22 protein-coding genes and 2 pseudogenes are annotated in these 25865 nt (G+C 66.5%); 13 read left to right on the forward strand and 11 right to left on the reverse strand.

Annotation, left to right across the window (positions count from 1 at the left end; genetic code table 11):
- Positions 1–86: 86 nt before the first annotated feature.
- Positions 87–1625: a hypothetical protein gene (locus tag GLP40_RS21140; protein WP_154789669.1), complete on the reverse strand. Its 1539-nt coding sequence runs from the start codon at positions 1623–1625 to the stop codon at positions 87–89.
- Complete coding sequence (locus GLP40_RS21145) at positions 1625–2251, reverse strand: hypothetical protein (RefSeq protein WP_154789670.1); 627 nt, start codon at positions 2249–2251, stop codon at positions 1625–1627. The genes GLP40_RS21140 and GLP40_RS21145 overlap by 1 nt, the downstream gene beginning before the upstream one ends.
- Positions 2252–2689: 438 nt before the next feature.
- Here GLP40_RS21145 and GLP40_RS21150 point away from each other — a divergent pair, with 438 nt between their 5' ends.
- The 3 genes from GLP40_RS21150 (at position 2690) to GLP40_RS21160 (ending at position 5785) form a co-directional block, all read left to right on the forward strand.
- Entirely contained in the window at positions 2690–3073 is a 384-nt protein-coding gene (locus GLP40_RS21150; RefSeq protein ID WP_154789671.1) for a hypothetical protein, read from the forward strand.
- Between the two features lie 445 nt (positions 3074–3518).
- Entirely contained in the window at positions 3519–5150 is a 1632-nt protein-coding gene (locus GLP40_RS21155; protein ID WP_328290471.1) for an ABC-F family ATP-binding cassette domain-containing protein, read from the forward strand.
- A 389-nt stretch (positions 5151–5539) separates the two neighbouring features.
- Entirely contained in the window at positions 5540–5785 is a 246-nt protein-coding gene (locus GLP40_RS21160) for a helix-turn-helix domain-containing protein (RefSeq protein ID WP_033087059.1), read from the forward strand.
- 95 nt (positions 5786–5880) lie between these two features.
- Here the strand turns inward: GLP40_RS21160 and GLP40_RS21165 are convergent, their stop codons facing one another.
- From GLP40_RS21165 to GLP40_RS21180, 4 genes are all read right to left on the reverse strand, one after another.
- The gene (locus GLP40_RS21165; RefSeq protein WP_154789672.1) at positions 5881–6840 is read right to left on the reverse strand and encodes an MvdC/MvdD family ATP grasp protein; all 960 of its coding nucleotides are present in this window, start codon (positions 6838–6840) and stop codon (positions 5881–5883) included.
- 11 nt (positions 6841–6851) lie between these two features.
- A complete protein-coding gene (locus GLP40_RS21170) occupies positions 6852–7313 on the reverse strand; it encodes a hypothetical protein (RefSeq protein ID WP_154789673.1) in 462 nt (153 codons plus the stop codon).
- A gap of 192 nt (positions 7314–7505) precedes the next feature.
- On the reverse strand, positions 7506–7922 hold the full coding sequence (locus tag GLP40_RS21175) for an acyl-CoA thioesterase (protein ID WP_154789674.1): 417 nt from the start codon (positions 7920–7922) through the stop codon (positions 7506–7508).
- 568 nt (positions 7923–8490) lie between these two features.
- Entirely contained in the window at positions 8491–8988 is a 498-nt protein-coding gene (locus GLP40_RS21180; protein WP_154789675.1) for a cupin domain-containing protein, read from the reverse strand.
- A 71-nt stretch (positions 8989–9059) separates the two neighbouring features.
- Here GLP40_RS21180 and GLP40_RS21185 point away from each other — a divergent pair, with 71 nt between their 5' ends.
- The gene (locus GLP40_RS21185; RefSeq protein ID WP_154789676.1) at positions 9060–9566 is read left to right on the forward strand and encodes a MarR family winged helix-turn-helix transcriptional regulator; all 507 of its coding nucleotides are present in this window, start codon (positions 9060–9062) and stop codon (positions 9564–9566) included.
- Between the two features lie 199 nt (positions 9567–9765).
- Here GLP40_RS21185 and GLP40_RS33315 read toward each other — a convergent pair whose 3' ends face one another.
- The 3 genes from GLP40_RS33315 to acnA form a co-directional block, all read right to left on the reverse strand.
- On the reverse strand, positions 9766–10203 hold the full coding sequence (locus GLP40_RS33315) for a hypothetical protein (RefSeq protein ID WP_196054736.1): 438 nt from the start codon (positions 10201–10203) through the stop codon (positions 9766–9768).
- A 24-nt stretch (positions 10204–10227) separates the two neighbouring features.
- Complete coding sequence (locus tag GLP40_RS21195) at positions 10228–10794, reverse strand: TetR/AcrR family transcriptional regulator (protein ID WP_328290472.1); 567 nt, start codon at positions 10792–10794, stop codon at positions 10228–10230.
- A 200-nt stretch (positions 10795–10994) separates the two neighbouring features.
- Positions 10995–13793 (reverse strand): aconitate hydratase AcnA, encoded by a 2799-nt coding sequence (gene acnA, locus GLP40_RS21200; RefSeq protein WP_328290473.1) that lies wholly within the window; start codon positions 13791–13793, stop codon positions 10995–10997.
- 226 nt (positions 13794–14019) lie between these two features.
- On the opposite strand from acnA, the gene GLP40_RS21205 reads away from it, so the two are divergent.
- Both GLP40_RS21205 and GLP40_RS21210 read left to right on the forward strand, forming a co-directional pair.
- Positions 14020–14571 (forward strand): Rv1476 family membrane protein, encoded by a 552-nt coding sequence (locus GLP40_RS21205; protein WP_328290474.1) that lies wholly within the window; start codon positions 14020–14022, stop codon positions 14569–14571.
- A 309-nt stretch (positions 14572–14880) separates the two neighbouring features.
- Positions 14881–16296, forward strand: coding sequence for an NlpC/P60 family protein (locus GLP40_RS21210; protein ID WP_407671638.1), 1416 nt, complete (start codon positions 14881–14883; stop codon positions 16294–16296).
- 281 nt (positions 16297–16577) lie between these two features.
- On the opposite strand, the gene GLP40_RS21215 is transcribed toward GLP40_RS21210, so the two are convergent.
- On the reverse strand, positions 16578–18233 hold the full coding sequence (locus GLP40_RS21215) for a sensor histidine kinase (RefSeq protein WP_230329757.1): 1656 nt from the start codon (positions 18231–18233) through the stop codon (positions 16578–16580).
- Here GLP40_RS21215 and GLP40_RS21220 point away from each other — a divergent pair.
- Positions 18130–18597 (forward strand): annotated as a pseudogene (locus GLP40_RS21220) (FAD-binding protein); the annotation flags it as partial. The gene GLP40_RS21215 and the pseudogene GLP40_RS21220 sit on opposite strands and share 104 nt — an antisense overlap.
- Before the next feature lie 558 nt (positions 18598–19155).
- Here the strand turns inward: GLP40_RS21220 and GLP40_RS34890 are convergent.
- A pseudogene (locus GLP40_RS34890) lies at positions 19156–19311 on the reverse strand (acyl-CoA dehydrogenase N-terminal domain-containing protein); the annotation flags it as partial.
- A 134-nt stretch (positions 19312–19445) separates the two neighbouring features.
- On the opposite strand from GLP40_RS34890, the gene GLP40_RS21225 reads away from it, so the two are divergent.
- The 6 genes from GLP40_RS21225 to dmpG are packed head-to-tail and all read left to right on the forward strand — an operon-like array spanning position 19446 to position 25848.
- Positions 19446–20306: an alpha/beta fold hydrolase gene (locus GLP40_RS21225; RefSeq protein WP_328290483.1), complete on the forward strand. Its 861-nt coding sequence runs from the start codon at positions 19446–19448 to the stop codon at positions 20304–20306.
- Positions 20303–21331, forward strand: coding sequence for a VOC family protein (locus GLP40_RS21230; protein ID WP_154789680.1), 1029 nt, complete (start codon positions 20303–20305; stop codon positions 21329–21331). The genes GLP40_RS21225 and GLP40_RS21230 overlap by 4 nt, the downstream gene beginning before the upstream one ends.
- Positions 21328–23085 carry a bifunctional 3-(3-hydroxy-phenyl)propionate/3-hydroxycinnamic acid hydroxylase MhpA gene (gene mhpA / locus GLP40_RS21235; protein ID WP_154789681.1) on the forward strand — a complete coding sequence of 586 codons (1758 nt, stop codon included), beginning with the start codon at positions 21328–21330 and terminating at the stop codon, positions 23083–23085. The genes GLP40_RS21230 and mhpA overlap by 4 nt, the downstream gene beginning before the upstream one ends.
- Positions 23082–23897: a 2-keto-4-pentenoate hydratase gene (locus tag GLP40_RS21240; RefSeq protein WP_154789682.1), complete on the forward strand. Its 816-nt coding sequence runs from the start codon at positions 23082–23084 to the stop codon at positions 23895–23897. Before mhpA ends, GLP40_RS21240 begins: the two co-directional genes overlap by 4 nt.
- Complete coding sequence (locus GLP40_RS21245) at positions 23894–24838, forward strand: acetaldehyde dehydrogenase (acetylating) (RefSeq protein ID WP_154789683.1); 945 nt, start codon at positions 23894–23896, stop codon at positions 24836–24838. The genes GLP40_RS21240 and GLP40_RS21245 overlap by 4 nt, the downstream gene beginning before the upstream one ends.
- A complete protein-coding gene (gene dmpG, locus GLP40_RS21250; protein WP_154789684.1) occupies positions 24835–25848 on the forward strand; it encodes a 4-hydroxy-2-oxovalerate aldolase in 1014 nt (337 codons plus the stop codon). The genes GLP40_RS21245 and dmpG overlap by 4 nt, the downstream gene beginning before the upstream one ends.
- Positions 25849–25865: the final 17 nt, after the last annotated feature.

Raw genomic sequence — 25865 nt, forward strand, 5'->3', positions numbered from 1 at the left:
CCTCCGCAACGTCCTGCTCGGCGCGACCGCGAACCTCGTTGTCTACCCCGGCGAGGGTGCGACGTTGACGATGGCGCGGTCCTGACTCAGCGGGCGCGGGACAGCGTCAGACCGAGGTTGTCGAGGATGAATTCGTTCGCGGTGACCCGGACCGGTGTATCGGTGAAATGGCGTGCGGCCAGGGTGGTTTGGAGGAATTCGCGGACCTGGGCAGGCTGGTCCGGCAGCGATGCCAGGATGTCCGCGGGGATTTCGAGGGTGCCGTCGAAGCCGCGGGGCTGGTCGGTGATTCCGGATTGCTGGACGGTCTGCCGGAGGCCGTCGACGGTGTGCAGGATCAGGTCGAGACGACTGCCGTCCGCGAATTCCAGTCGCAGCGGAGTAGGGGAGACCGCGAGATCGAACGAGTCGACCCGCACCGTCACGCCCGAGGACGTCCGGCCCGCATACGTGTACGGCGAGGCTCCCACGGTGTCGTCCACCGAGTGGTCCGCGGCGGTGTTCTCCAGCAGATGGCCCACGAGCGGCTGATCGGTGGGCACGAAATCCCAGTGGTCGGCGGTGAGCTCCTTGACCCAGTAGCCGGTACGCCCGCTCTCGACACCCTCGACGCGCAATTCGCGCGCGTCGGAACCGATTCCGGTCTTGTGGACGGAGACCCGATCGGTGATCTGCCCGGGAATCTTGGGCTGCCGTGTCCACTCCGGCGCGGGCAGTTGAATCGCGGCGTAATGGTCGTCGATGCGCTCGGTGAGCGTGTCGGGCGCTTGGGGTCGTCCCCGCTGATCCTCGTAGGAGTAGCGGAAGAACACCTTGTCCGCGCCGGAGATGTCGAAATCGTAGAGGCGCGTGTAGAGATCGCCGAAGCGGTTCACGACCAGGGTGGTCGAACCGCTCGTGGACAGACCGACCGCTCGGAAGCGGCCCTGAGCCGGCGTGGACATCTCATAGCTGTGGTCCTGTGGCAGCCATGGGTCCACGTAGTGGATGCGGTGGCCGTCGTCGGTGAGCGCGTACACATGCGATACCTTCGCGCCGCCCACCGAGTGGTCGTTGCCCGCGGTGTCCCGCCAAACGTGATCCTCATCGGGCGACAGCACCGACCAGGTCCAGGCCAGTGTCCCGGGTGGCAGGGTGTTGCCGGGCCCGGTCCACAGCGGGGTGCCGTAGCGGCTGCTCCAGTTCCAGTCCTTCGGCGCGCTGAGGATGTGGTCCATGGTGAGGAAACGGCCGTCGGCGTCGACGGCCATGAGCTCGTCGTCGTCCGCCGAGACCCCGGTGATGCGGCCCGCCATGCACTCGGGCAACGGCAGGGCGCGCCAACCACCTCGCACAGCAGCCTCTTTCACGAAGATGGCCCCCTCTCGCACCGCGAAAGTCCAGCGGCGGTTGAAGGTTTCCGCGGTGGTCCGGAAGAAGACCTGGTCCGGCAAGGGAGTGGCGGCGGCCGGGAAGGCGTCGAGTCCGGCCGTGGTCTCGTCCGCGCCCGATTCCGGTGTGCCGACGGTCCCGATCAGCGTGCATGCGGGCGCTTCGGCCGCCGCGATCGGCTGGGGCGCCGCGACAGTGAGGACGAGTCCGGCGGCCGCGGCGAGCATGCCGTGCCGCACCGAAGGTTCAGGCATCACAACCACCCGAGCGAACCGAACACGACGAGCGCGAGCGCGTCGATCCCCAGAATTACGCCGACGGCAATCACTTTCGCCCGCACGGTCCTCAGGTCGTACACGAGGAAGCAGGCGGCGAAGAATGGCACATAGCCGATCAGCCAGATCAGATAGGGGAAGCTCGCGTGCCACCAGGACCAATCCCAGGTCAGCACGCCCGCCCTGTTCAGCAGTACCTCCACCCCGACCGCGGCCGCGGAGTTCACCGCGACGAGCACCGGCCGGTTGGGCAGGCCGAGGATGCGAACCTGCTTGGGCGGCAGCATCTTCGCCGCGGCAACGCCCATGATGGCGAACATGAAGCAGATCTCGATGTTCAATCCGATGAGGATCTGGTACGCCGTCGGCCCGATCGCGCCCCACACCGGCGCGCGGCCCGTGGCGTGGAAGACCAGCGAATTCCAGATCTCGTTGAACCAGTCCATGCCCCACAGTGCCAGTCCGGCGAACAGGACATTCCAGTTCCGCCGTTCGATCTCGGTCGCATAGACGTAGAGGACAACCAGCAGCAGCGGAATCACGTACCACTTGAACTGTCCGCTGTCACGCAGCAGTTCGAGCGCCGCCCGCGCGTGATCGGTCATCGCCGAATCCTTCCTCGATCCATGGACCCCGCGAGTTTGTGACAAGTCAACGCTGACTGTCAACGTGTAAGGCCGAATTGCGAGTGCGATTCGATTCGCCGCCGGTCGAGGCTCGTAACCGCCGAAACCGAGCCGCGAAGGTGAGGACCATGTGGGCCTGTCGTCGATCGTGATGCCGTCCTGGCCGGGCGTGTGTATCGATCGGGCGGCGCGCTGCGCAAGCGGGCATGCGGTCGGTTTTCGTCAGAGTCTGTGGACCAGCGGTCGGGAAAGTCCCTGTGGCGACCGATGATTGAAGTCACGGGTGTCGATTTGTCCCGAATCTGACAGTCAGCCGATAGCTTGGGATTCGCTGATGCAAGCGGTGTTGCTTGCTGCGAGGTATGGAAGGGCAGGTTCCTCGTGGATGCCAATGATCTTGGGGCTCGACTGAATCTGGTGTTCGAGATGTGGGAGCGCCGCCACGGCCGCCCGCTGTCCGATCACATGGTCGCCGAATGGCTCACCGCCGCAGGCTATCCCGTCACCGCGGATTATCTGACCACACTGCGGCACAGCCCGGCCGGTGGCGCGCCGGCGGTGCTGCGCCGGGGGCTGGCCGAGGTATTCGATATCGACCCGGCCTTTTTCGCTGTCGATCCGGTCCTGTCCCACGCGGCCGATGCGGGGGTTGCTGCCGAGTTCGAGAATCGGTCACTCCGGCGGCTGGCGCGGCTGGCACAGGGCATGCCATTGCGTGCCGTGCTGTATCTCGACACCCTGGCCGAGACGCTGCGGCGGGCCGAACACCTTCCCGATCCGGCGCACACCGCCTGGATCTGAGGGCTGCCGCGGGCCGCGCCCACCCGTCCATAACCGGGCTGTCGGTGACCGAGACCACCGATTCGATGAACGGGAAGGAAGCGCCGCGATCGGCGGCGTCGGTCGCGATACCGATCACGGGCGGGCCGGGATAGCCGCCGTAGACGACCATCCGGCCCAGCGCCATGCTCGCGGAATTTCGCGGCCCTCGTCGTCGGTGGTGGGCATGAGTCGCGGAATCGCACTCGGCATACACGTCACCAACCATGAAAGCCCCTGGTTGGGTGCGGTCGGAACAGCGCCGGTGGGAGAGCGAAGTCGGACATCGTGCAGGCCATCGCCCGGGAGCATGCCCCTGACCTTGGTGTCTCCGGCGCTCGAGATAAAATCGGTGGTTCTTGTGTGTCGACACGGCGCACAATCGCTCAGTTAACTACCGGCACCCGCTGCACCCGAGGAGACGCTTGTGATCACCGCGACCGACCTGGAGGTCCGGGCCGGAGTCCGCACCCTGCTGACGGCGCCGGGGTCGGCGCTGCGGGTGCAGGCCGGGGACCGGATCGGGCTGGTGGGCCGCAATGGTGCCGGGAAGACCACGACCTTGCGGATTCTCGCCGGTGAGGGTGAACCTTACGCGGGCAAGGTCATCCGTTCGGGCGAAATCGGCTATTTGCCCCAGGATCCGCGTGAGGGCAACCTCGAGGTGCTGGCCAAGGACCGGGTGCTGTCGGCGCGCGGGCTCGACACCCTGCTGCGCGATATGGAGAAGCAGCAGGCGCTCATGGCCGAGGTCGCCGACGATAACGAGCGGGAGAAGGCCATCCGCAGGTACGGACGGCTCGAGGAGCGATTCTCCGCGCTCGGCGGGTACGTGGCGGAGAGCGAGGCGGCCCGCATCTGCAACAGCCTGGGGCTGCCCGATCGCGTGCTGAACCAGCAGCTGCGTACCCTCTCCGGCGGTCAGCGACGGCGAATCGAGTTGGCGCGCATCCTGTTCAGCGCCTCCGACGGCTCCGGCGGCAAGTCCGACACCACCCTGCTGCTCGACGAGCCCACCAACCACCTCGACGCCGACTCCATCACCTGGCTGCGCAGCTTCCTGCAGAACCACGACGGCGGGCTCATCGTCATCTCCCACGATGTCGAATTGCTCGGTGACGTCGTGAACAAGGTGTGGTTCCTCGATGCCGTGCGTGGTGAGGCCGACATCTACAACATGGGCTGGAAGAAGTACCTCGACGCCCGCGCCACCGACGAGCAGCGCCGCCGCCGCGAGCGCGCCAATGCCGAGAAGAAGGCCTCCGCGCTCAAGCAGCAGGCCGCCAAGCTCGGTGCCAAGGCCACCAAAGCCGCTGCGGCGCACCAGATGATCAAGCGGGCCGAGCGCATGCTCTCGGAGGCCGACGACGTGCGCGTGGCCGACAAGGTGGCCCGCATCAAGTTCCCCGAGCCGGCCGCCTGCGGCAAGACGCCGTTGATGGCCTCGAACCTGACCAAGCTGTACGGCTCGCTCGAGATCTTCACCGGCGTGGATCTGGCCATCGACCGTGGCAGCCGCGTGGTGGTGCTGGGTCTCAACGGTGCGGGCAAGACCACGCTGCTGCGCCTGCTGGCCGGGGTCGAGACCCTGACCGCCGGACAGATCGAGCCCGGGCATGGCCTGAAGATCGGATATTTCGCCCAGGAGCACGACACCCTCGACGATCAGGCCACGGTGTGGGAGAACATCCGCCACGCCGCACCGGATGCGGGCGAACAGGATCTGCGCGGTCTGCTCGGCGCGTTCATGTTCTCCGGCCCGCAGCTGGAACAGCCCGCCGGCACGCTCTCCGGTGGTGAGAAGACCCGTCTGGCCCTGGCCGGTCTGGTCTCCTCGGCGGCGAATGTCCTTCTGCTGGACGAGCCTACGAACAACCTGGATCCCATCTCGCGTGAGCAGGTCCTCGACGCGCTGCGCAGTTACGCGGGCGCGGTCGTGCTGGTGACCCACGACCCGGGCGCGGCCGAGGCGCTCAATCCGGAGCGTGTCATCATGCTGCCGGACGGCACCGAGGACCACTGGTCCCAGGACTACCTGGAGCTCATTCAGCTGGCGTGAGACCCCGCCCCCCACACGGGAGGCGGGCCGTGCCCGTCCGAATCATCGGGCGCGGGAGCGCAATCCGGGCGAAAGCTCTCAATCCCGCCGTCCTGCTCCTGCTTTCGCGCCCATTGTGGGCGTCACCGGATCGTGTCCCCGAAGGACACTTCGTGGCCGTCGAGCCATCCGGGCGGATTGCTCGCCGACGCCGGGCATCGCGCGTCCTTCCGCGTACCGACCGCTCGCCCTGCGCGATCCGGCCGTGTCATGTGCTGGTTTTCCGCTCCGATCGCGAAGAAAATGCGCGTTCGGGGCAAGTCGGTGATTCACATCACAGCGTTTCGTTGATCACAGCCATTCGAGTCTCTAACCTGGAATCAGGCGCCCACGGCGACTCGGAGGAAGCCATGAGTGACAGGCCCGCACAGGGTAAAGCCGTATTGGGTAAAGGCACGCGCGTCACCGGGAAATCCCGCGATCGCCTGCAATCCCAGTTGAAGAAGCAGTACGAGGCCGGTGCCAGCATCCGGTCCCTGGCCCGGGAAACCGGCCGGTCGTACGGCTTCATCCACAACGTGCTCGTGGAGTCGCATGTGCAACTCCGCAGCCGGGGTGGTGCGAACCGCCGCAAGGCCGCCAAGGCCGGCAAGTAGCGCCTTGCCGTCCCGGGAGTGGATTGCAGGGTCGTGACCGGCGAAAGCCGTTCGACGACCTGCGATTTCGGACGACATGCGACGACGTGCGGCCGCTAGGTGATCACGGTCCCGTCGCCGAGAACCAGTAGGTTTGCGAGGCTCTGGAAAATCGGCAGACCGGTCTTGATCTCGAGATAGGCGAACTGCCCCTGGGGGTTGACCTCCAGAAAATAGAATTCGCCATCGAGACCCACCCGCAGGTCGAGTACGCCGAAAGCCAGCCCCAGCGCGCCCATCAGCGTGGTGAGCGACTTGCTCACCGAGGCGGGCAGGCGATCAGCCGTGAATGCCACCGACGTGTCCAGACGCGAATCCACCCGCCCCACACCGGATTGCGAATCGATGCGCACCACCCACTCGATGCCGTCCACCCAGACGATCCGCAGATCGCTCTCGGCGTGGATGTAGTCCTGAAAGATGGTGGGGGAGCTGCGGATCGTGGCCAGCCGGTCGAAATCCGGTGGGGTGAACAGGCGGGTCTCGGTGAATGCGCCGCGCCCGGTGCCGGTGCGCTTGTAAACCACTGGGCCGGGCCGGGATTCGATGAAGGCGCTCGCCTCGTCCGGATCATTGGTGACGAGGGTCTCCGGGACCGCGAAGCCGGCCCGGTAAGCCGTCTCCAGTTGCACGATCTTGCGGCCCGCGGTGCGGTCGGCTCCGGGGTCATTGACCCACAGGGCCGGGATCGACCACAGCAGTCCCTGGAGGAAACCGTCGCATTCCGCGCGACGGTAGTCGTCGTCCTCCTCGGACAGGCCGACCGGCACCGCGCAGGGCGCGGGCCGCCGCCACCACACCGAGGTGACATCGTCGAGCCCGAAGATGTGCGACAAGCTGCGGTACGAGCCGTCCCCACTGAGCCGGAAGGCGCCGTTCTCGCGCGGGAAATCGCCCATATCGAGGCGAATCGGGTTGTGCCCGTGGTACTTTCGCAGGGTGGCGGCGAGGGCGTCGCCGTGGAGGTCCTCGGTCTCGGTGACGATGAGCACCGAACCCATGGTGCGGGCGGCCATACGCGCCCCCGTCAGTCCAGGCTGTCGCAGGCTATGCCATCGTCGCTGCCTCGGTGCGACCGAGTCTGGCAGCAGGTCATGGTGGCCCCGCCGACACCGGGTTGACTGGTCAGATCGAGTCCGCGCGCCCAGATTTCGGTGAGCTCGCGAAGTTCGTCGTCGCCCCGCGCGGGACTCTGGTCCGGCGAGAGGGTGAGCGGGCGATCGGTGACCTCGACGCGGCGGCGCCGGGTGAAATCGGCAGTGGCCCCGGAGCGTACGCGCACCAGCACCGGGCGGCCCTCACAGCTGCCCTGCGCCGCCGCGGCATCCCACCGGGTGATGTCGAGGACATCGGCGCGGTGGAAGGTCCAGGTGCCGTCGTCGACCCGCACGCTGATACTTCGCGCGGTGGCTGCGACAAGATAGCCGGGTAACGGTGGCGAGGTGCCGACGAGAGTCGTCGATCCCGTTCGGTGCAGGGCGCCGGTCATGCTGAACTCCGATCTGCTCGGGATTTGCCGCGGGGCCGAGCGTGATCTGAATCATATCCCGCGACGCACCGAATTCGGTCCGCAACGAAAGATTTCAGCTACCCCGGCAAACTCCGCCGGGGTGTCGGAAAATGCTCCAGCCGAAAGATTTTCGCTGAAAGAACGGGGCGGGCAGGGGAGCGCGGTTTTCGGTCAGAGGCCCAGTGCGTCAGGGGAATCGGCCAGCGCCCGCAGGGCCGCACCGGGATCCGCAACCAATTTGCGGGCCGCGAGATCGAGAATGCCGGACACGACCCTGATCTCCGCCGAAACGGTTCCGTCGAGTTTCACGATCCGCTGGTGCATCGTGAAGATCTTGCCGCCGGTCCACTCGAACTCGCAGCTCACCGCGACCTCGTCGCCCAGATGCAGCTCCCGCAGGTATTTGACCGTCTGCTCCAGCACCACCGGGCCGATGCCCGCCGCCACCAGCTTCTCGCCCGGCAGCCCCGCGGCCCGCAGCAGCTCCCACCGCGCGTGCTCCGCGTACTGCAGATACACGGCCTGATTCAGATGGCCGTTGATATCGAGCTCGTAACCGCGAACGGTGATGGGGACGGAGAAAGCCATGAACCTACCAACCCGCGTCGCGCCGATGATCATTCCGCATATCCAGTGGTCTGTGACACACCCCATCGGCGATCCGCGGGCTACTCGCGAGTCAGGACGATGCCCGCGAGATAGCGACCGTTTGCCATGCCACGCTCGGACCTCGGTCCGTGACCGTCGGGTCGGCCGTCGTGCCCTGCCGACACTGGCGCCCCAGCCTTTCGTACTCCGCATTGCGGGGCGTTCGAGACATTTCGGCCGTATGGAGGGTCGGCCGTGGCGACGGGCGGCCGCGGCCGGATTCGGGGGCGGATATCCGCCAACCGCTCGGGGCGTCCGGAGGAAAGGGGCTCGACGCGATCGGGGTGCGACGCCGGCCATCGATCGTCATCGGCGATGGAGGGGCGGCTCGGTCGGAATCGCCGGGTGAAGAGAAATTGCAAGGGCCGCAACGGGGTTCCATGCTCGGCAAGGCCGGCGAGCCGCGGTGCGGCACTCGAGTGGAAGCTGGTCGGGGATCGACTGCGCCGGATTCCGCGGCACCGGTTCGGATTTCCGACTGCCGTGGGCACCGATCGGCGGCGCGGGATCACGCGCGGTTGGCGTTGCGTTCGGCCCACCACTGCGGCGCGTCGATGAAGTAGTTGTCGTAGTCCTTCTGGGCGGCATCGATATCGGCGGGCATGGCCTCGCCGAGGGCGAGCCGCTCGAGGAAGCGGAAGTAGCCGTGGCGTTCGACGCCGGGCATGAGGGCGATGAGGATGCGGGCAGGGCTGTCGGGAGCCGCGCCGAAGGCATGCGGCATGAATTTGGGGACGACGATCGCGCCGCCCGCGCCCACGGTGACGATCTTGTCTCCGGCCAGCACCTGGAGTTCGCCGTCGGCGACATAGAACAGCTCGTCGGAGAGGGTGTGGTAGTGCGGCATGGCGCCGTCGGCGCCGCGGGCCATGGTGACCTCGACGGTGCTGACCGAGCCGCCGGCCTCATTGGAGTCGATGAGCAGACGTACCGACACCGGGTCGCCGCCGATGATCTCGGAGTCCTGGGGCCGGCGGATGGCGGCGGGGCGGGAAGCGGTGGTCATGGCACTCTCCATATGATTCGTTGGTAAATAATTCGATACCGAACTATATGGCATCGAATAGAGTGTTGTCCATGGGTGAGCCGAAGATCGATGCGGTGGACGTGATTCAGGAGCAGTGGCGGCGTGAGCGCCCGGACCTGGACGGTGAGGCCATGGCCATCCTCGGGCGCCTCGGCAGGCTCTCGGTGGTCGCAGCCGAGAAGATCGAAGCGGTCTTCACCGCACACGGATTGCAGCGCGGCGAGTTCGATGTGCTCGCGACACTGCGGCGGGCGGGGGAGCCCTACGAACTCAACCCCTCCGGCCTCGCCGACACCTTGATGATGTCGCGGGCCGGCATGACCGGCCGCCTGGATCGGCTCGAGCAGGCCGGACTGGTGCGGCGGATCGCCGACGCGGGCGACCGGCGGGCGATCAAGGTCGCGCTCACCGACCGTGGCCTGCACCTGGTCGACATCGTCGTCACCGAGCACTTCGAGAACGAAACCAGGATTCTCTCCGTGCTTTCCGACAAGGAGCGCAAGGAACTGGATCGCATCACCCGCCTGCTGCTGACCGACCTCGAGCGCGAGGGCTGACCGGTCACGTTCGTGGACCGAGGTCCGCGCGCTCCCCGGCGGGATCATTTCATTTGCGATGCGCATAACCGGTGCTCAGCGCTCCATGACACCGCCCCGCTACAGCACGGTGTGAGCTGACGGCGGTCGCCAGGACGGAACCGGACACTGTCGGAGCTTCCAGGGGGAGTGGATGGGTTCGGGCCGGCCGTGGGCGATGTCATGGAACGGCGAGCGCAGTGGCGCGGTGATCTGTTCCGGCGGTGCGTCGTGCAGGGTCGAGATGGAGTAGACAGCGGCCGATCGCAACGCCCTCGCCGGGTGGCCCGGCCTCGTCCGGACCGGCCTGCTCATCGACGTGGCGGACCTGCCCGCGCACCCCGGGTCGGGCGTCTTCGGCATCGGTGCGGGAGCGCTCGTCTTCCCCCGCCGGGGTGGGGCCTATCGCCTGAATGACGCACTGGGCCTGCCTGAGCCGCCCTGCGGCATGACGCGCCGCGAACGATGATCTCAGCGGCCCCGCGATGACGAAAATTGCGGCCTGCGACGACGTCGACCTGATGATCGGGCTGGTCGACCACGGCGTGCGGTGGAACGTGATCGGACCGGAATGGATTGCGCACCGGCCGAATTCGGCGCCTCCGCCATCCCGCTTCACCGTGGTCGCGAGCCTATGGGGCGGTCACGATTTGCGGCGAACCGACGCCTCCACGAGATCGAGGACGGCTTCGAGGTTGTCGTTGGCGTGGCCGGACGCTATGCGGGCGATGAGGCCGTCGAGAACCAGATCCAAATAGCCCAGCAGGACTTCGGTGGGGACATCGTCGCGCAGGGCGCCCGCGGCCTTGCGGCGTTCCAGGCGAGCGACCGTGGCGGCGGTGAGCTCCTCGGAGCGTTCCTCCCAGTTGGCCCGGAATTCCGGGTCGTTGCGCAGCCGGCGGGCGATTTCCAGGCGGGTGCCCAGCCAGTCGAATTCCTCTGGGCGCGCGAGCATATCGCGCATCACCTGGATCAGACCCTGGGTGGCCGCGACCTCGGCCATACGGCCCGCGTCCTCCTGGGCCAACGCCAGGAACAGCGCGTCCTTGTCGCGGAAGTGGTGGAAGATCGCGCCCCGCGACAGACCGGTCGCCTCCTCGAGACGACGCACGGTGGCGCCCTCGTAGCCGAACTCGGCGAAGCAGCGGCGTGCTCCGTCGAGGATCTGACTGCGCCGGGCGGCGAGGTGGTCGTCACTGACCTTGGGCACTGGCTCCTCCGAAACGTGTTGTGCGGGTTCTCCTTATCGATCTTGCGACCAAATCGGAGAACCCGCACGAGCGACGAGCGAAGCGGCCCGGGGCGGGCCGCGTGGCGGGCGGCGGACCTTCGCATTTCACGGGATCCGCCGCCCGCCACCACGACTCGGCTTCGAAACAGCCCTTCGAAACCGAGGCGGTATCGCGGTGATCAGCCGCGAATCATGTTGCGCAGCACGTACTGCAGGATGCCGCCGTTGCGGTAGTAGTCCGCCTCACCGGGGGTGTCGATGCGGACGACCGCGTCGAAGACGACCTTCTCGCCGTTCTCCTTGGTGGCGGTGACCTTCATGGTCTTCGGAGTCACACCCTCGTTCAGCTTGGTGATGCCCTCGATGTCGAAGACCTCGGTGCCGTCCAGGCCCAGCGACTTGGCGGACTCGCCGGCCGGGAACTGCAGCGGCACAACGCCCATGCCGATCAGGTTCGAGCGGTGGATGCGCTCGAACGACTCGGTGATGACGGCCTTGACGCCCAGCAGACGGGTGCCCTTGGCGGCCCAGTCACGCGAGGAACCCGAGCCGTACTCCTTGCCGCCCAGCACGACCAGCGGGATGCCCGCGGCCTGGTAGTTCTGCGAGGCGTCGTAGATGAAGGCCTGCGGGCCACCATCCTGGGTGAAGTCGCGGGTGTAGCCACCGGAGACGTCGTCGAGCAGCTGGTTGCGCAGACGGATGTTGGCGAAGGTGCCGCGGATCATCACCTCGTGGTTGCCACGACGCGAGCCCAGCGAGTTGTAGTCCTTGCGCGCAACGCCGTTGGCGTCGAGGTACTGCGCGGCCGGGGTGCCCGGCTTGATCGGACCGGCGGGGGAGATGTGGTCGGTGGTGACCGAGTCTCCCAGCAGCGCCAGCACGCGCGCGCCCTTGATGTCCTCGACCGGAGCCGGGTCCATCGTCATGCCGTCGAAGTACGGCGCCTTGCGGACGTAGGTCGAGTTCTCGTCCCACGCGAAGGTGTCGCCCTCGGGGGTGTTCAGGCCCTGCCAGCGCGCGTCGCCCTCGAAGACGTGAGCGTAGGACTTGGTGAACATGTCCTTGTTGATCGCCGACTTGATGGTGTCGTCGATCTCCTGTGCGGACGGCCAGATGTCCTTCAGGAAGACGTCGTTGCCGTCGTTGTCCTTGCCCAGGGAGTCCGTCTCGAAGTCGAAGTCCATGGTGCCCGCGAGAGCGTACGCGATGACCAGCGGCGGGGAGGCCAGGTAGTTCATCTTCACGTCGGGGGAGATACGACCCTCGAAGTTGCGGTTACCCGAGAGCACCGCGGTGACCGACAGGTCGTTGTCGTTGATCGCCTTGGAGATCTCCTCCGGCAGCGGACCGGTGTTGCCGATACAGGTGGTGCAGCCGAAACCGCCCACGTAGAAGCCCAGCTTCTCCAGGTACGGCCACAGGCCGGCCTTCTCGTAGTAGTCGGCGACGACCTGCGAGCCCGGGGCCATGTTGGTCTTCACCCACGGCTTGGAGGACAGACCCTTCTCCACCGCGTTGCGTGCGAGCAGGGCCGCGCCCAGCATGACCGACGGGTTGGAGGTGTTGGTGCAGGAGGTGATGCCCGCGACCACGACCGCGCCGTGATCCAGCACGAAGTCACCGCGCTCGGGATCGGAGACCTTGACCGGCTTGGACGGACGGCCGCTGTTGCCGTTGGACGCGTTCGGGATGATGGCGTCGTCATCGGCGAAGGCCAGCTCGGCGGGATCGCTGGCCGGGAACGACTCCTCGATGGCCTCGTCCAGCTTGGAGTGCGGGGCGGCCTCGGGGTCGTTGGTGTAGTTGTGGATGTCCTTGCGGAAGGCAACCTTGGCCTCCGACAACAGGATTCGGTCCTGCGGGCGCTTCGGGCCGGCGATGGACGGCACCACGGTGCTCAGGTCCAGCTCCAGGTACTCCGAGTACGCGGGCTCGTTGTCGGCGTCGTGCCACATGCCCTGCTCCTTGGCGTACGCCTCGACGAGCGCGAGCTGCTCGTCGCTGCGGCCGGTCAGGCGCAGGTAGTTGATGGTCTCCTCGTCGATCGGGAAGATCGCGGCGGTGGAGCCGAATTCGGGGCTCATATTGCCCAGGGTGGCGCGGTTGGCCAGCGGCACCTCGGCGACGCCCTTGCCGTAGAACTCGACGAACTTGCCGACCACACCGTGCTTGCGCAGCATGTCGGTGACGGTGAGCACGACGTCGGTGGCGGTCACGCCCGGCTTGATCTCACCGGTCAGCTTGAAGCCGACGACCCGCGGGATCAGCATGGAGACCGGCTGGCCCAGCATGGCGGCCTCGGCCTCGATGCCGCCGACGCCCCAGCCCAGCACGCCCAGGCCGTTGACCATGGTGGTGTGCGAGTCGGTGCCGACGCAGGTGTCGGGGTAGGCCTGGCCGTTGCGGACCATGACGGTGGGGGCCAGGTATTCGATGTTGACCTGGTGCACGATGCCCATGCCCGGCGGGACGACCCGGAAGTCGTCGAAGGCGCCCTGGCCCCAGCGCAGGAACTGGTAGCGCTCGGAGTTGCGCTCGTACTCGAGGTCGACGTTGCGCTCGAGGGCGTCGGCACGGCCGAACACGTCGAGAATGACCGAGTGGTCGATGACCATGTCGGCGGGTGAGAGCGGGTTGACCTTGTTCGGGTCGCCGCCGAGGGTGGTGACGGCCTCACGCATGGTGGCCAGGTCGACCACACAGGGGACGCCGGTGAAGTCCTGCATGATCACGCGGGCGGGCGTGAACTGGATCTCGGTGTTCGGCTCGGCCGACGGATCCCAGTTGGCGATGGCGCGGATGTGGTCGGCGGTGATGTTCGCGCCGTCCTCGGTGCGAAGCAGATTCTCCGCGAGGACCTTCAGGGCGTAGGGCAGCTTCTCGGTGCCGGGCACGGCCGAGAGCCGGAAGATCTCATACGAGTTGCTTCCGACCTCGAGGGTGCCCTTGGCGCCGAAGGTATCGATACTCGTCACGTTCAGCTCCACTCGTCTGTGAATGGGAGGGCCACCGGCGGGGCTGTGCCGATGGCTCGTCGAGGCGCGGGCCTCGTCCGTTTTCCGACATTAACAGTACGCTTGTCCTGTGAGCACATCGGGGGCAGGTCATTCGGGCGGTCACGGGCCGGGTTCCGCCGATCCGGCGGGCGAAACCGCGTGGCGCGGTGAGGTGATATGACAAGCCGTCCCGTACCCTGCGTTCGTGACCGTCTCGCACCTCTCGGTTTTCACGCCCTTGAAGGCGGAACTACCGCCGCAGACCGACCTGAATGCCATCATCGTCGATCTCGCCGATGATCATGTCGCCGCCCCCGACGGACGCGACCAGGAGGCCCTGGCCGCCATCGCCGCCGAGGCGCGCGAGCACGGCATTCAGCTCGACATCGTTGTGGTGCAGGGCAATCCGGGGATCGAGGCGAACCTGCGCGATCTGGCCAACGAGGTCGGCACGATCGAGCACGGCACCGTGGTGGTCTTCAGCGATGACTGGGTGGGCACCTATAGCGACCAGTTCAGCCGCGGGCGGCTGGAGTGGGCCGAGGACAAGGCCAAGTATCGCGGCCCAGATCACACCACCGAGGCCGCGCGCGTGTTCCTGGACCGGCTCGAGCAGCCTGAAACGGTGTCATGGACGGTGATCACGCTGGTCATCCTGGGTATGCTGATCGCGACGATCGGCGGGTTGTACCTGGTGAAGGTGCGGCGGGCGCAGCGCGAGACGGATGTGCGGCCGCCGCAGATTCCGGTCGCGTAGGGCGTTCGCTCCGGAGACGATGTCTCCGTGTGGGGTTCGGGCTCGTCCCGGGCCCCTTTTTCATGCCCCGGTGCGGGCTCGGTCCGAGTGCCGAACCGTCCGGTTCATCGTGACACGCCAAAAACGTACCGCGCGTTGCGTGTTGTGGCACCTGATAACTCCTGTGGTTCACCTGCAATTTCTTGGCTATCGGTGAATTACACGCGTGTGATTGTGGCGTGGCTGAGTGGCGCGGTCCTTGACGTGACGTACGGTTTCGCGATGGCACGGTTGGGGTTGGTGTGCCGGATGGGACTCCAGGGAGGTGCGATGCGACGACCGGTGAAGCGGCGAGGACGCTCGGTGCGGATCGCTACCGAGTTGCTCGTAGCGCTCATCGTGCTGGCCCTCGGAATGGGCAGCGGACATGCCGTACCCCCACCACCCCCGAACCCCAGCGACAGTGACCTCAATGCCGCGGGCGCCCAGGTCGACGCGGGCGTCGGCGAGGTCGGCGCCCTCATCAACCAGGTGGCCGTGGCCGAACAGCAGCTGCAACAGCTCGACGACGCCGTCGCCACCCGCCGCGAGGCTGTCAACAAGGCGCTGGTCGATCTGCAGATGGCCCGTGACGCCGCCGACGCCGCGGCCCGCATGGTCGCCCAGTGCCAGCAGGATCTGACCGAGGCCGGCGCCAAAGTCGGTACCGCGCACCAGGATTTCGACAAGTACGTCGCGCAGGTCTACATGCGCCCGGGTTCGACCTCGCTGGTCAACTACCTGGCCGCCCCCAGCCCCGAGATCGCGCTCAACCGCGCGCAGGTGCTGACCATCGCCTCCAAGAATCAGAAGCAGGTGGTCGACGGCCTGCGCCACGCCCAGGTCGACCAGGCCAACAAGACCTCCGTCGCCAAGCAGGCCCAGCAGGCCGCCGACGCCGCCGCGGCCGCCGCCGACACCAAGAAGACCGAGGCCCAGAACGCCGTCACCGCCGCCCAGGCTCAGTTCGATCAGGAGAACAGTCGTCGCGCCGACCTTGTCGGGCAGCGCGATTCGGCCCAGCGGCGACTGGACGCGGCCCGCGCCAATGTCGCGGGCCTGCAGAATCAGCGCGACGCCTACATTGCCTGGGATCAGCAGCGCAAAGCCGAGGAGGCCGCGGCTCGCGCCGCCGCGGTGGCCGCCGCCGCCCGCGTGGCCGCCGATCGCGCCGCCGCCGACCGCGCCAATCAGGTCGGTCAGGGCCACCGCCCGCACGTCGTCCAGGACACCTCACCGCCGCCGAAGCGCTCCATCCAGCCCAGCCGCCCGAGCGGTTCCAGGTCCCAGCTCGTCGAAACCGTCGTCGACCGCGCCATGTCCCAACTCGGCGTCGACTATGCCTGGGGCGGCGGCGACGAAGACGGCCCCACGCTCGGCATCCGCGACGGTGGCACCGCCGACAGTTACGGCGACTACGCCAAAACCGGCTTCGACTGCTCCGGCCTGATGATCTACGCCTTCGCCGGCATCGGCGTCTCCCTGCCCCATTACTCCGGCTACCAATACACCATGGGCACAAGGGTTCCCGTAGCCGAGCGCGCCCGGGGCGACATGCTCTTCTGGGGCCCGGGCGGCAGCCAGCACGTGGCCCTCTACATCGGCAACAACAAAATGGTCGAGGCCCCCCAATCGGGCGAGGTCGTCCGAGTCTCCGCCGTCCGAGAAGACGGCATCATGCCCTACGCCGTCCGCATCATCACCTGATCGTCTGTGAGGCGGCACACCGTCTCAATGTTCACATCCGATCCGGCCCGGCCGATGAGCGGGATACCCGAGACCCGTGTGGCGACGACGTCAGCGACTTGATCAGCGACCACTTCTGGGGATTGCCGCTGACCTCCATGCGCGATCATGCACTCCACTGTGGCGCGACCTCAGGGGGCGGGAACGGTGCGGCTTCGAGCGGTGTCCGCGAGGTGGGAGACAGTGGTGACTATCCGAAGGTGCTGGGCTCGCTCGAATCCGTGTCGTCGCAGGCGTGCGTGCTACTTCGACCCGATGACGCGTGAGGTTGTTGGCTGGACGGTGTCGTCCTCGACGACGAAGGTCAGGGGCAGGACGACGATTGCCTGCACTCCACCATGATTGGATTCGCGCAGGCGGACGGAGACGCCGTGACGGCCTGCCAATTTGGCGACGACGAACAAGCCCAGACGCGTGTCGGTGACCAGGCTCGCGATGCTGAAGTCGGGAGGGTTCCGGAGAAACCGGTTGCGCTCGTCGAGATCTTCCGCGGGCATGCCCAGCCCCTGGTCGGCGATCGTGAGGGCGATTCCCCGACCGACCGCGACGCCGGTGACCTCGACCCGTGTATCGGGCGGCGAGAATGTCGCCGCGTTGTCCATGAGTTCGGCAAGCAGGTGAACGAGGTCGGCGACGATCGGGCCCGCGATCCTGCACGGCGGCAATCGGAGTATGTCGACCCGGGTGTACTCCACTGTCTCGGCGACCGCGCTGCGGACGACGTCGATCAAAGGCATGGGGCTCGTCCAACGCCTGCCGGGTTGCTCGCCACCGAGGACGATCAGGTTCTCCGCATTGCGGCGGACCTGGGTCGCGAGGTGGTCGAGTTGGAAAAGACGTTGCAGGTGAGCCGGATCCTCGACTTCCCGCTCGGCGTCATCGAGGACTGCCAGCTGCCGATGAACCAGCACCTGGTTCCGGTGCGCGATATTGACGAAGACCGCGTTGATGCCCATGCGTGTCCGTGCTTCCGCCACCGCCGCGGCGATCGCCACCTGCTGGGCTCTATTGAACGCCTCGGCGACTTCGCCGATCTCGTCGGCACCGTGGTCGAGCCTGAAGGAGCTCGGATCGGCGTCGGTTCGTCCACCCTCGCGTAGGTCGGCGATGATCTGGGGCAACCGGTCGTCGGCGAGCGCGACGGTGTCGTCACGGAGGCACTTCAGGCGTCCGATCAATCGGTTCGCCAGGAGCAGGCCCGCGGTCAGCGCGACGAGCGCGACCAGGATCGCGCCGGCCCCACCGAGCAGTGAGTTGTTCGCATCTCGCTCACCTGCCCGGGCCGCAATCTGCTGCGCCGAAACGTTCTGTCCGCGCCAGAGCGCGAGCAGCGCGGAGCCGACCTGATCGGAGTCCGACTGCCACGCGTCGAGATCGAAAGAGCGTGGGTTTCGGTTCGGTTCGGATTCCTCGGAGAGGATCGCGTCTTCGAAAGTCGAGGAACGCTGCCAGGCGAGCGCCGAATGCAATTCCTCCAGCTGTTGCCGCAGGGCTTGGTCCAGGCGGGCACCGACATCGGCGATCGCCGTGCGGAAATAACCGATCTGCTGGCTGAACTCGTGCCTCTGACCAGCGTTCAGTCCGCCGGCCCGGACAGCGGCCGCGGCGAGTGCGTGCGCGCGGGCCATCGCTTCGATGGCGCGGAACATGGTCGCGGCATCCGAGAGCGCCGCCGAGGTCGCCGCATCGGGGGCGACGCGGGCGACCAGGATCGATCCGTTGGCGATGTCCAGGATCGTGTTGCCGTAATAGGCGTACGCGTCGTCGGCCGAAATGCTTTTGGAATCAACCCGGGCGTGGTTCGAGGCGGGTATCGCACATCGCGCCGACAATCCCGCCGCGCTGGCGCGGGCGATCGGCGTGCCGGTGGACGTGTTCACCGAGACCTTGCAGAACATGAACCGCTACGCCGAAACCGGTACGGATCCGGAGTTCTCGCGTGGCCAGAGCGCCTACGACCGCTATTACGGCGACCCCACCGTGACACCGAACCCCAACCTGGCGCCACTGAGCAAAGCGCCGTATTACGCGGTCAAGATGATTCTCAGCGACTTGGGCACCTGCGGCGGTGTGGTCGCCGACGAGAGCGCACGGGTACTGCGGGAAGATGGCAGCGTCATCGAAGGCCTCTACGCGATCGGCAACACTGCGGCGAATGCTTTCGGCACCACCTATCCCGGTGCCGGTGCCACCATCGGTCAGGGATTGGTGTTCGGGTATATCGCGGCGAGGCATGCCGCCGCCGCACTGCCCAGGGAATGAGGAGTCAGCAGTCGAGAAAGGACCGGGGACGACCGCTTGACGGTCGTCCCCGGCTTTCGCATGTTCGGTGTCCCATGCCTGAGCTGCTCTGGGTGTGAAGTTCTGTCCCGCCCGCGAATCAGGCGTCAGCGCTTGGCGACCGTGGTGATCACCGTGCCTGAGGCGAACACAACGTCAACTATTCGGGGATCACGCCGTCTGACCGGGACCGACGCCCATGCCAGTTGCTTTTTCGGATTGGGGTCTGCTGCGGTCGGTCAAACCGGCACCGGACTGGTATGCCACTGGGCAGTGACTCAGTCGGCGGTAACCGGACCGAGAGTGTCTCGGCCCCGGCAGCACAGCGCGCGATCACTGGCATGGTCGCCGATCGAGCGCAGCGCGGGCCGATATGAACTCTCCGCCAGAAGAGTTCGTCGAACGCGTGCGGGGGTCGCTCGGTTCGCCGCGCCGAAGAAAGCGCCAATTCGATGAGAATCGGACGCTGCCAACTCGGCGAAACACCTGCGCGAACCTGCAGGTCATGCCGCCCCCAGGGCGGCAAGAACGACGAGAACCTACATCGCCGAACTCGCCTGACCGCTGGATCGTATCCAGGCCGAGGGGCTCGAACAGGTTGACCTCGAGGTCGCGCACATTGCTGCGGTAGTGGCCCGCCGACCGTCCGCCTTCCCATGGCCTGACGTTGACGGCACCGGTAGACGAACGATTGATCGAAGCTGATGAGTTGATCATGAATGCCATCGCCCCTGTCCATTTTGTGATGCTTTCATCAGTTTTCTCTTGACAGAGGTTGTCATCGGAACTGATAATTTTGTCACTAACTGGTGGAGGTAGCTGTGACGTGCATCGACAAGGGAGTCGGAGCCGGACGAACGGTCCGGGTCGGCGAACGCGAGATCTTCTTCGTGGAAGCGGGGTCCGGGCCCGTGGTGGTTCTGCTGCACGGCGGCGGGCCGGGAGCGTCCGGGATGTCGAACTTCTCGCGCAACGTCGAGGTGTTGGCCCAGCGGTTCCGGGTGATCGTGCCGGACATGCCCGGCTATGGCAGGTCGTCGAAGTGGGTCGACCGATCTGATCCCTTCGGTGATCTCGCGAAGGCGATCGGCGGTCTGCTGGACGAACTTGAAATCCCCGCAGCGCATTTGGTCGGTAATTCCTACGGCGGCGCGGCGGCGCTGCGGCTGGCGATGGATCGGCCAGAGAAGGTGAATCGCCTGATCCTGATGGGGCCCGGCGGGATTGGCACCACTCGAGCGCTGCCGACCCCCGGATTGCAGCAGCTGCTCAACTATTACACCGGCAGCGGGCCGAGCCGGGAGAAGATCACCCGGTTCGTTCGTGAATACCTGGTTCACGACGGCAGCGCGGTGCCCGATGAACTGATCGATGCGCGTTACCAGGACAGCCTGGACCCCGAGGTGGTAGCGAATCCGCCCTTGCGTCGCCCTTCTGGCCCCTTCGCGCTGCGCACGCTGTGGAGGATGGACCTCACCCGCGATTCGAGGCTGCGTCAGGTCACTCACCCGACACTGGTGATCTGGGGGACCGATGACAAGGTCAACCGGCCGGCGGGTGGTCGCATGCTGCTGGAGGCCATGCCCAACTGCGACCTGTACATGGCGGCGAACGTCGGCCACTGGGTGCAGTGGGAACGCGCCGACCTGTTCAATGCCCTGGCCGCCGCCTTCCTGGAGGCGACCCGATGAACGAGTTTGCGCGCCCGAGCGCGGATGATTCGATATTCGGTGCGGTGCATCTGGGATACGTTGTCGTGCAATCGAATCGGCTGAGCGACTGGCGTCGCTTCGGCGCCGACGCGATCGGCCTGCACGTCGACGAGCTCGACAGCAGCACGCTCCGGTTCCGCTTGGACGACCACGCGTGCCGATTCCTGATCCGGCGCGGTGCAGCCGAAGACGTCATCGCACTGGGCTGGCAGGTCGATGACCACCAGACATTCGACCGCATCGTCGCCCGGGTCGTCGAACGCGGCGTACCGATCATCGAAGGCACCCCGGAGGAGGCCATGCTGCGCGGAGTGGAGCGGCTATGGCGCTTCGCCGGCCCGAAAGGCATCGCGCAGGAGATCTTCACGGTCCCGGTGACGACTCCCGAACCGCTGCGCATGCAGAGTTCCGGATGGGTGACCGGTGAGGCGGGGCTCGGGCACGTGGCCATCCTGTCGAAGGAGCCGGAATCCATGCGTGGCTACTTCCATACCGTGTTCGACTCCCGGCTCAGCGACTACATCGACGAGAACATCTCCGGACTGAAGATGAAGATCCGGTTCCTGCGGGTCAACGAGCGGCATCACTCGATCGCCATCGCCAACATCCGCGGCGTGAAGATCGATCCGATCCGAACATCGGTGCAGCACGTCAATATTCAGTCGGCGACGCTCGACGACATGCTCGCCTCGTTCCAGCGGGTCAACGAGCTGGGCTTCCGGATGCGGTGGTCGGTCGGGCAGCACACCAACGACCGCGAGCTCTCGTACTACTGCGTCACCCCGTCCGGATTCGAACTCGAGGTCGGCTGGAATCCGATCGTCATCGGCCCAGAGCTCGAGTCCACCTGGGAACCGACCACGTACCAGGGCATCAGCATCTGGGGCCACACGACGGTAGGGCAGACGGTGCTGGACAAGTTCGCCCAATTCCGGCAGGCACTGCGTTCGGTCAGGACCCCGGAGATCACTGTTCCCCGGCTTGCAGAAGGTTTGTCACGATGAACGCCACCGACTACGACGTTGTGGTCGTCGGTCTCGGGCCGACCGGCCTGACCCTGGCCAATCTGCTGGGCCGCCGGGGCGTCAGCGTGCTGGTGCTGGAACGTGAACCGGAATATTACGGGCTGGCGCGTGCCGTCTACACCGACGACGAGTGCATGCGAATCTTCCAGACCGCCGGTGCCGCCGAGGAACTCGCAGCCGATATGAACGTCGACTCCGCCGTGCAGTGGGTACGCAGTGACGGTCGCGTGCTGGTGCAGTTCAAGCAGGTCGACCGGCCGCTGAGCTGGCCGGTGGTGAACTTCCTCTACCAGCCCTACCTGGAGAACACGCTCGAACGCGCGCTGGGCCAATATCCGCATGTGACGGTGCGCCGCGGCCGAGAGGTCGTCGGTTTCGACCAGGACGCTGACAGGGTGAACATCGAACACGCCCAGTGCCAGGGCACCGGGTACGGAAAGCAGGAGTCGGAGGTCGACCTCGGAACCGCGGAGCGCGTACGGGCGAAGTTCCTGGTCGGATGTGACGGCGGGCGCAGCCTGGTGCGCACCGATCTGGGAATCGATATGACCGGCACGAGTTTTCCGGAGCGATGGCTGGTTGTGGATCTGAAGGCGAAGGAGGGCGTGGACGCGTTCCGGCATCTGCCCTACTTCGACTTCGTCTGCGATCCGGCGCTGCCGACCGTGTCGTGCCCGCAGCCGGACGGCCATCACCGATTCGAATTCATGCTGACCGAATCCCAGACCAAGGAAGAGATGGAGGCTTCGGAAACCGTCCGCCGGCACATCTCTCAGTACGTCAACCCCGACGAGGTCGAGGTGCTGCGCAAGCTCGTCTACACCTTCAACGCCGTCGTCGCCGACCGGTGGCGCGTCGGGCGGATCCTCATCGCCGGCGACGCCGCGCACATGACTCCGCAGTTCGTCGGGCAGGGCATGGGTTCCGGTGTGCGCGACGCCGACAACCTCTCGTGGAAGCTGACCGCGATCATCAAGCACGGCGCGAGCCAGACGATCCTCGACAGCTACGAATCCGAACGCGCTCCGCACGCCAAAGCCATGATCGACTTCTCCGTGTTGAACAAGTCGTTCGTCTCCATCGATAACAAGCTTCTGGCGGCGGGCCGGGATCTCGCGCTCACCACCGCACTGCGACTACCCGGCTTGGGCGGCTGGATCCGCGCGGCGAAGATGAAGCCGCGACCGCGGTTCCGCCGGGACAGCTATCTTGGACTACCCCGCCAACGGTTCGGTCTGCGCGGTGTCGAGGGCACTCTGGCCCCACAGCCCGTCGTGCGCACCTACGACGGCCGCCACCAACGTCTCGACGATGTACTCGGATTGGGTTTCGCGGTCCTCGGTTACGGGGTGGACCCGCGCGTCGGGCTCGATGCCGAGGAACTGGCAGCCCTTCGGGCGCTGGATACCCGGTTCGTCACCGTTTATCGCTTCGGAGGACGACCCCAAGGCGCGGCGGGTGAGGGGCGCACCAGCGGATACGAGCATTCGGATGTCGAGGATCACACCGGCGCGTTGACCCGGTGGTTCGGCAAGGCAGGTATCGGTGTCGGCGGACTGGTGCTATTGCGCCCGGACCGGTTCGTCTTCGGTACCGCCGTGACCGGGCACGGCGGAGTGCTGATCAACGAGATGATTCGGCAGACGATGGGATCCGGGCGTCGAATCGCGACAACACCAACGACATTCGACTCGGTCGCGGCTCCCGACCGGCACCTCGAGGAGGCTCGATGACAACCACGGAGACGCACTCGCACGCGGTTCTCGCGGCCGCTGAACGGTTGTCGTCCGCGGTGAATTCCGGCGTGCCGACGCAGCCCGTCCGGGATCTGATCGGCGCTGCTGATGTGGAGCTCGCCTATGCGGTGCAGCGTGTCGGTGTCCAGCACCGCATCGAATCCGGTGCGCGGGCGATCGGCCGCAAAATCGGCCTCACCTCGCCCGCCGTGCAGCAGCAACTGGGTGTGAATCAGCCCGATTTCGGTGTCTTGTTCGATGACATGGACGTCACCGAAACTCCTGTGCCGCAACGGCCTCGGCTGCTTCAGCCCAGGGTGGAGGCCGAGCTGGCGTTCGTTCTCGACACGGATCTCGATGTCGGACGACTCGACGCGATCACCGTGCGCGGTGCGGTGGCGTACGCGGTCCCGGCACTCGAGATCGTCGACAGCCGAATCGCCGACTGGGACATCACCTTCGCCGACACCGTCGCGGACAACGCCTCCAGCGGATGGTTCGTACTCGGCGCCCCGCGGCTCTCCGTGAACGAGTTCGAGCCGCGGCAGGTCGCGATGACCATGGCGATCGACGGCGACATCGTCTCGACCGGAACGGGTTCCGCTTGTCTCGGCGACCCGCTGAACGCGTTGGCCTGGCTGGCCCGCACCGCCCGGGACTTCGGCGATCCGCTGCGCGCCGGCGACATCGTGCTGTCCGGTGCGCTCGGACCGATGGCACCCCTGCACCCCGGAGCCCGGGTCCGATCCGAACTCTCCATCGGCACAACCATTCTCGGTGCCGTTGACTTCATCTGGGAGGAATCATGAGCCGCACCAAGGTTGCCGTTATCGGATCCGGCAATATCGGCACCGACCTGATGATCAAGGTCCTGCGTCTGTCCGCCACACTGCAGATGGCCGCCATGGTCGGCATCGACCCAGCATCCGACGGGCTGGCCCGTGCGAATCGACTGGGGGTGCCGACCACTGCGCGCGGCGTCACCGGCCTCATCGCGATGCCGGACTTCGACGAGATCGACATCGTCTTCGATGCCACATCGGCCCGTGCGCACCAGGCCAACGCCGCCGCGCTGGAGCCCTACGGCAAGCGCCTGATCGACCTGACCCCGGCGGCGATCGGGCCGTTCGTCGTGCCCGCGGTCAACCTCGACCAGCATCTCGACGCGCCCGACGTCAACATGGTGACTTGCGGTGGGCAGGCGACCATCCCGATCGTCGCCGCCATTTCCCGCGTCACGAACGTGCCCTACGCCGAGATCGTCGCCTCGATCGCGTCGAAGTCCGCAGGCCCTGGAACCCGCGCCAACATCGACGAATTCACCGAGACGACATCCCACGCCATCGAGGCCGTCGGCGGGGCCGCCAAGGGGCGCGCGATCATCGTCCTCAACCCGGCCGAGCCGCCGCTGATCATGCGGGATACCGTGCTGGCGCTGATCGGCGATCCTGATCCGGCAACCCATGCCGCCGTACGGGATTCGATCGAGGCGATGGTCGCCGAGGTCGCGGTCTACGTGCCCGGCTACCGGCTCGAGCATGCCGTCCAGATCACGCCGGTCGTCCCGGACGCGCCGCTGCACACGCTCGCAGGTGAAGTCGTTGTCACACACCAGGTTTCGGTGTTCCTCGAGGTCGAGGGCGCGGCGCACTACCTTCCCGCCTATGCAGGCAATCTCGACATCATGACCTCGGCCGCGCTGCGCGTCGCCGAACGCATCGCCGCCGGCACCCCGGAGAGTGTCAAATGACCGAAGTCTTCCTGCAGGACGTGACGCTGCGCGACGGCATGCACGCGCTGCGGCACCGCATTACCCCCGCGACCGTGGCCGCCGTCGCCTCGGCCCTCGACGTGGCCGGTGTCGACGCCGTGGAGGTCGCGCATGGCGACGGGTTGCACGGCGGTAGCCTCACCTATGGTCCCGGCAGCCATACGGATTGGGAGTGGCTCGAAGCCGCCGCGGGTGCGCTGACCAGCGCGCGTTTGACCACACTCCTGCTGCCCGGCATCGGCACCATCGACGATCTGCGGCGTGCCTACGATCTCGGCGTGCGCTCGGTGCGGGTCGCCACCCACTGCACCGAGGCTGACATCGCGGCTCAGCACATCGGCTACGCCCGCGATCTCGGCATGGACGTGTCCGGCTTCCTCATGATGAGCCACATGAACACCCCCGAGGGATTGGCCGACCAGGCCAGACTCATGGAAAACTATGGCGCGCAGTGTGTTTACGTCACCGACTCGGGTGGTCGGCTGACCATGGCCGGAGTCCGCGATCGGGTGCGCGCCTACCGTGACGTGCTCGACGACACCACCGAGATCGGCATCCATGCGCACCAGAACCTCTCGCTCTCGGTTGCCAACAGCGTCGTCGCCGTCGAGGAGGGCGTGACCCGCGTGGACGCCTCGCTGGCGGGTCTCGGTGCGGGAGCGGGTAACACGCCCCTGGAAGCATTCGTCGCCGTGGCCGATCTCAGCGGCTGGAAGCACCGTGCCGAGTTGGATGCGCTGACCGACGCCGCCGACGATCTGGTCCGGCCGCTGATGGATCGGCCGGTCCAGGTCGATCGGGAGACCTTGACCCTGGGTTACGCCGGGGTGTACTCGAGCTTCTTGCGTCACGCCGAAAAGGCTTCCGCGACTTACGGAGTCGATGTCCGGACGTTGTTGGTAGAGGCTGGACGCCGTCGGCTCGTAGGCGGGCAGGAGGACATGATCGTGGACATCGCCCTATCCCTGATCGGCGCCCAGGTGCCCTGACCTACAGGGGCCCTGCC

The organism is Nocardia aurantiaca (genome assembly GCF_009708175.1).
GTDB lineage: Bacteria > Actinomycetota > Actinomycetes > Mycobacteriales > Mycobacteriaceae > Nocardia > Nocardia aurantiaca.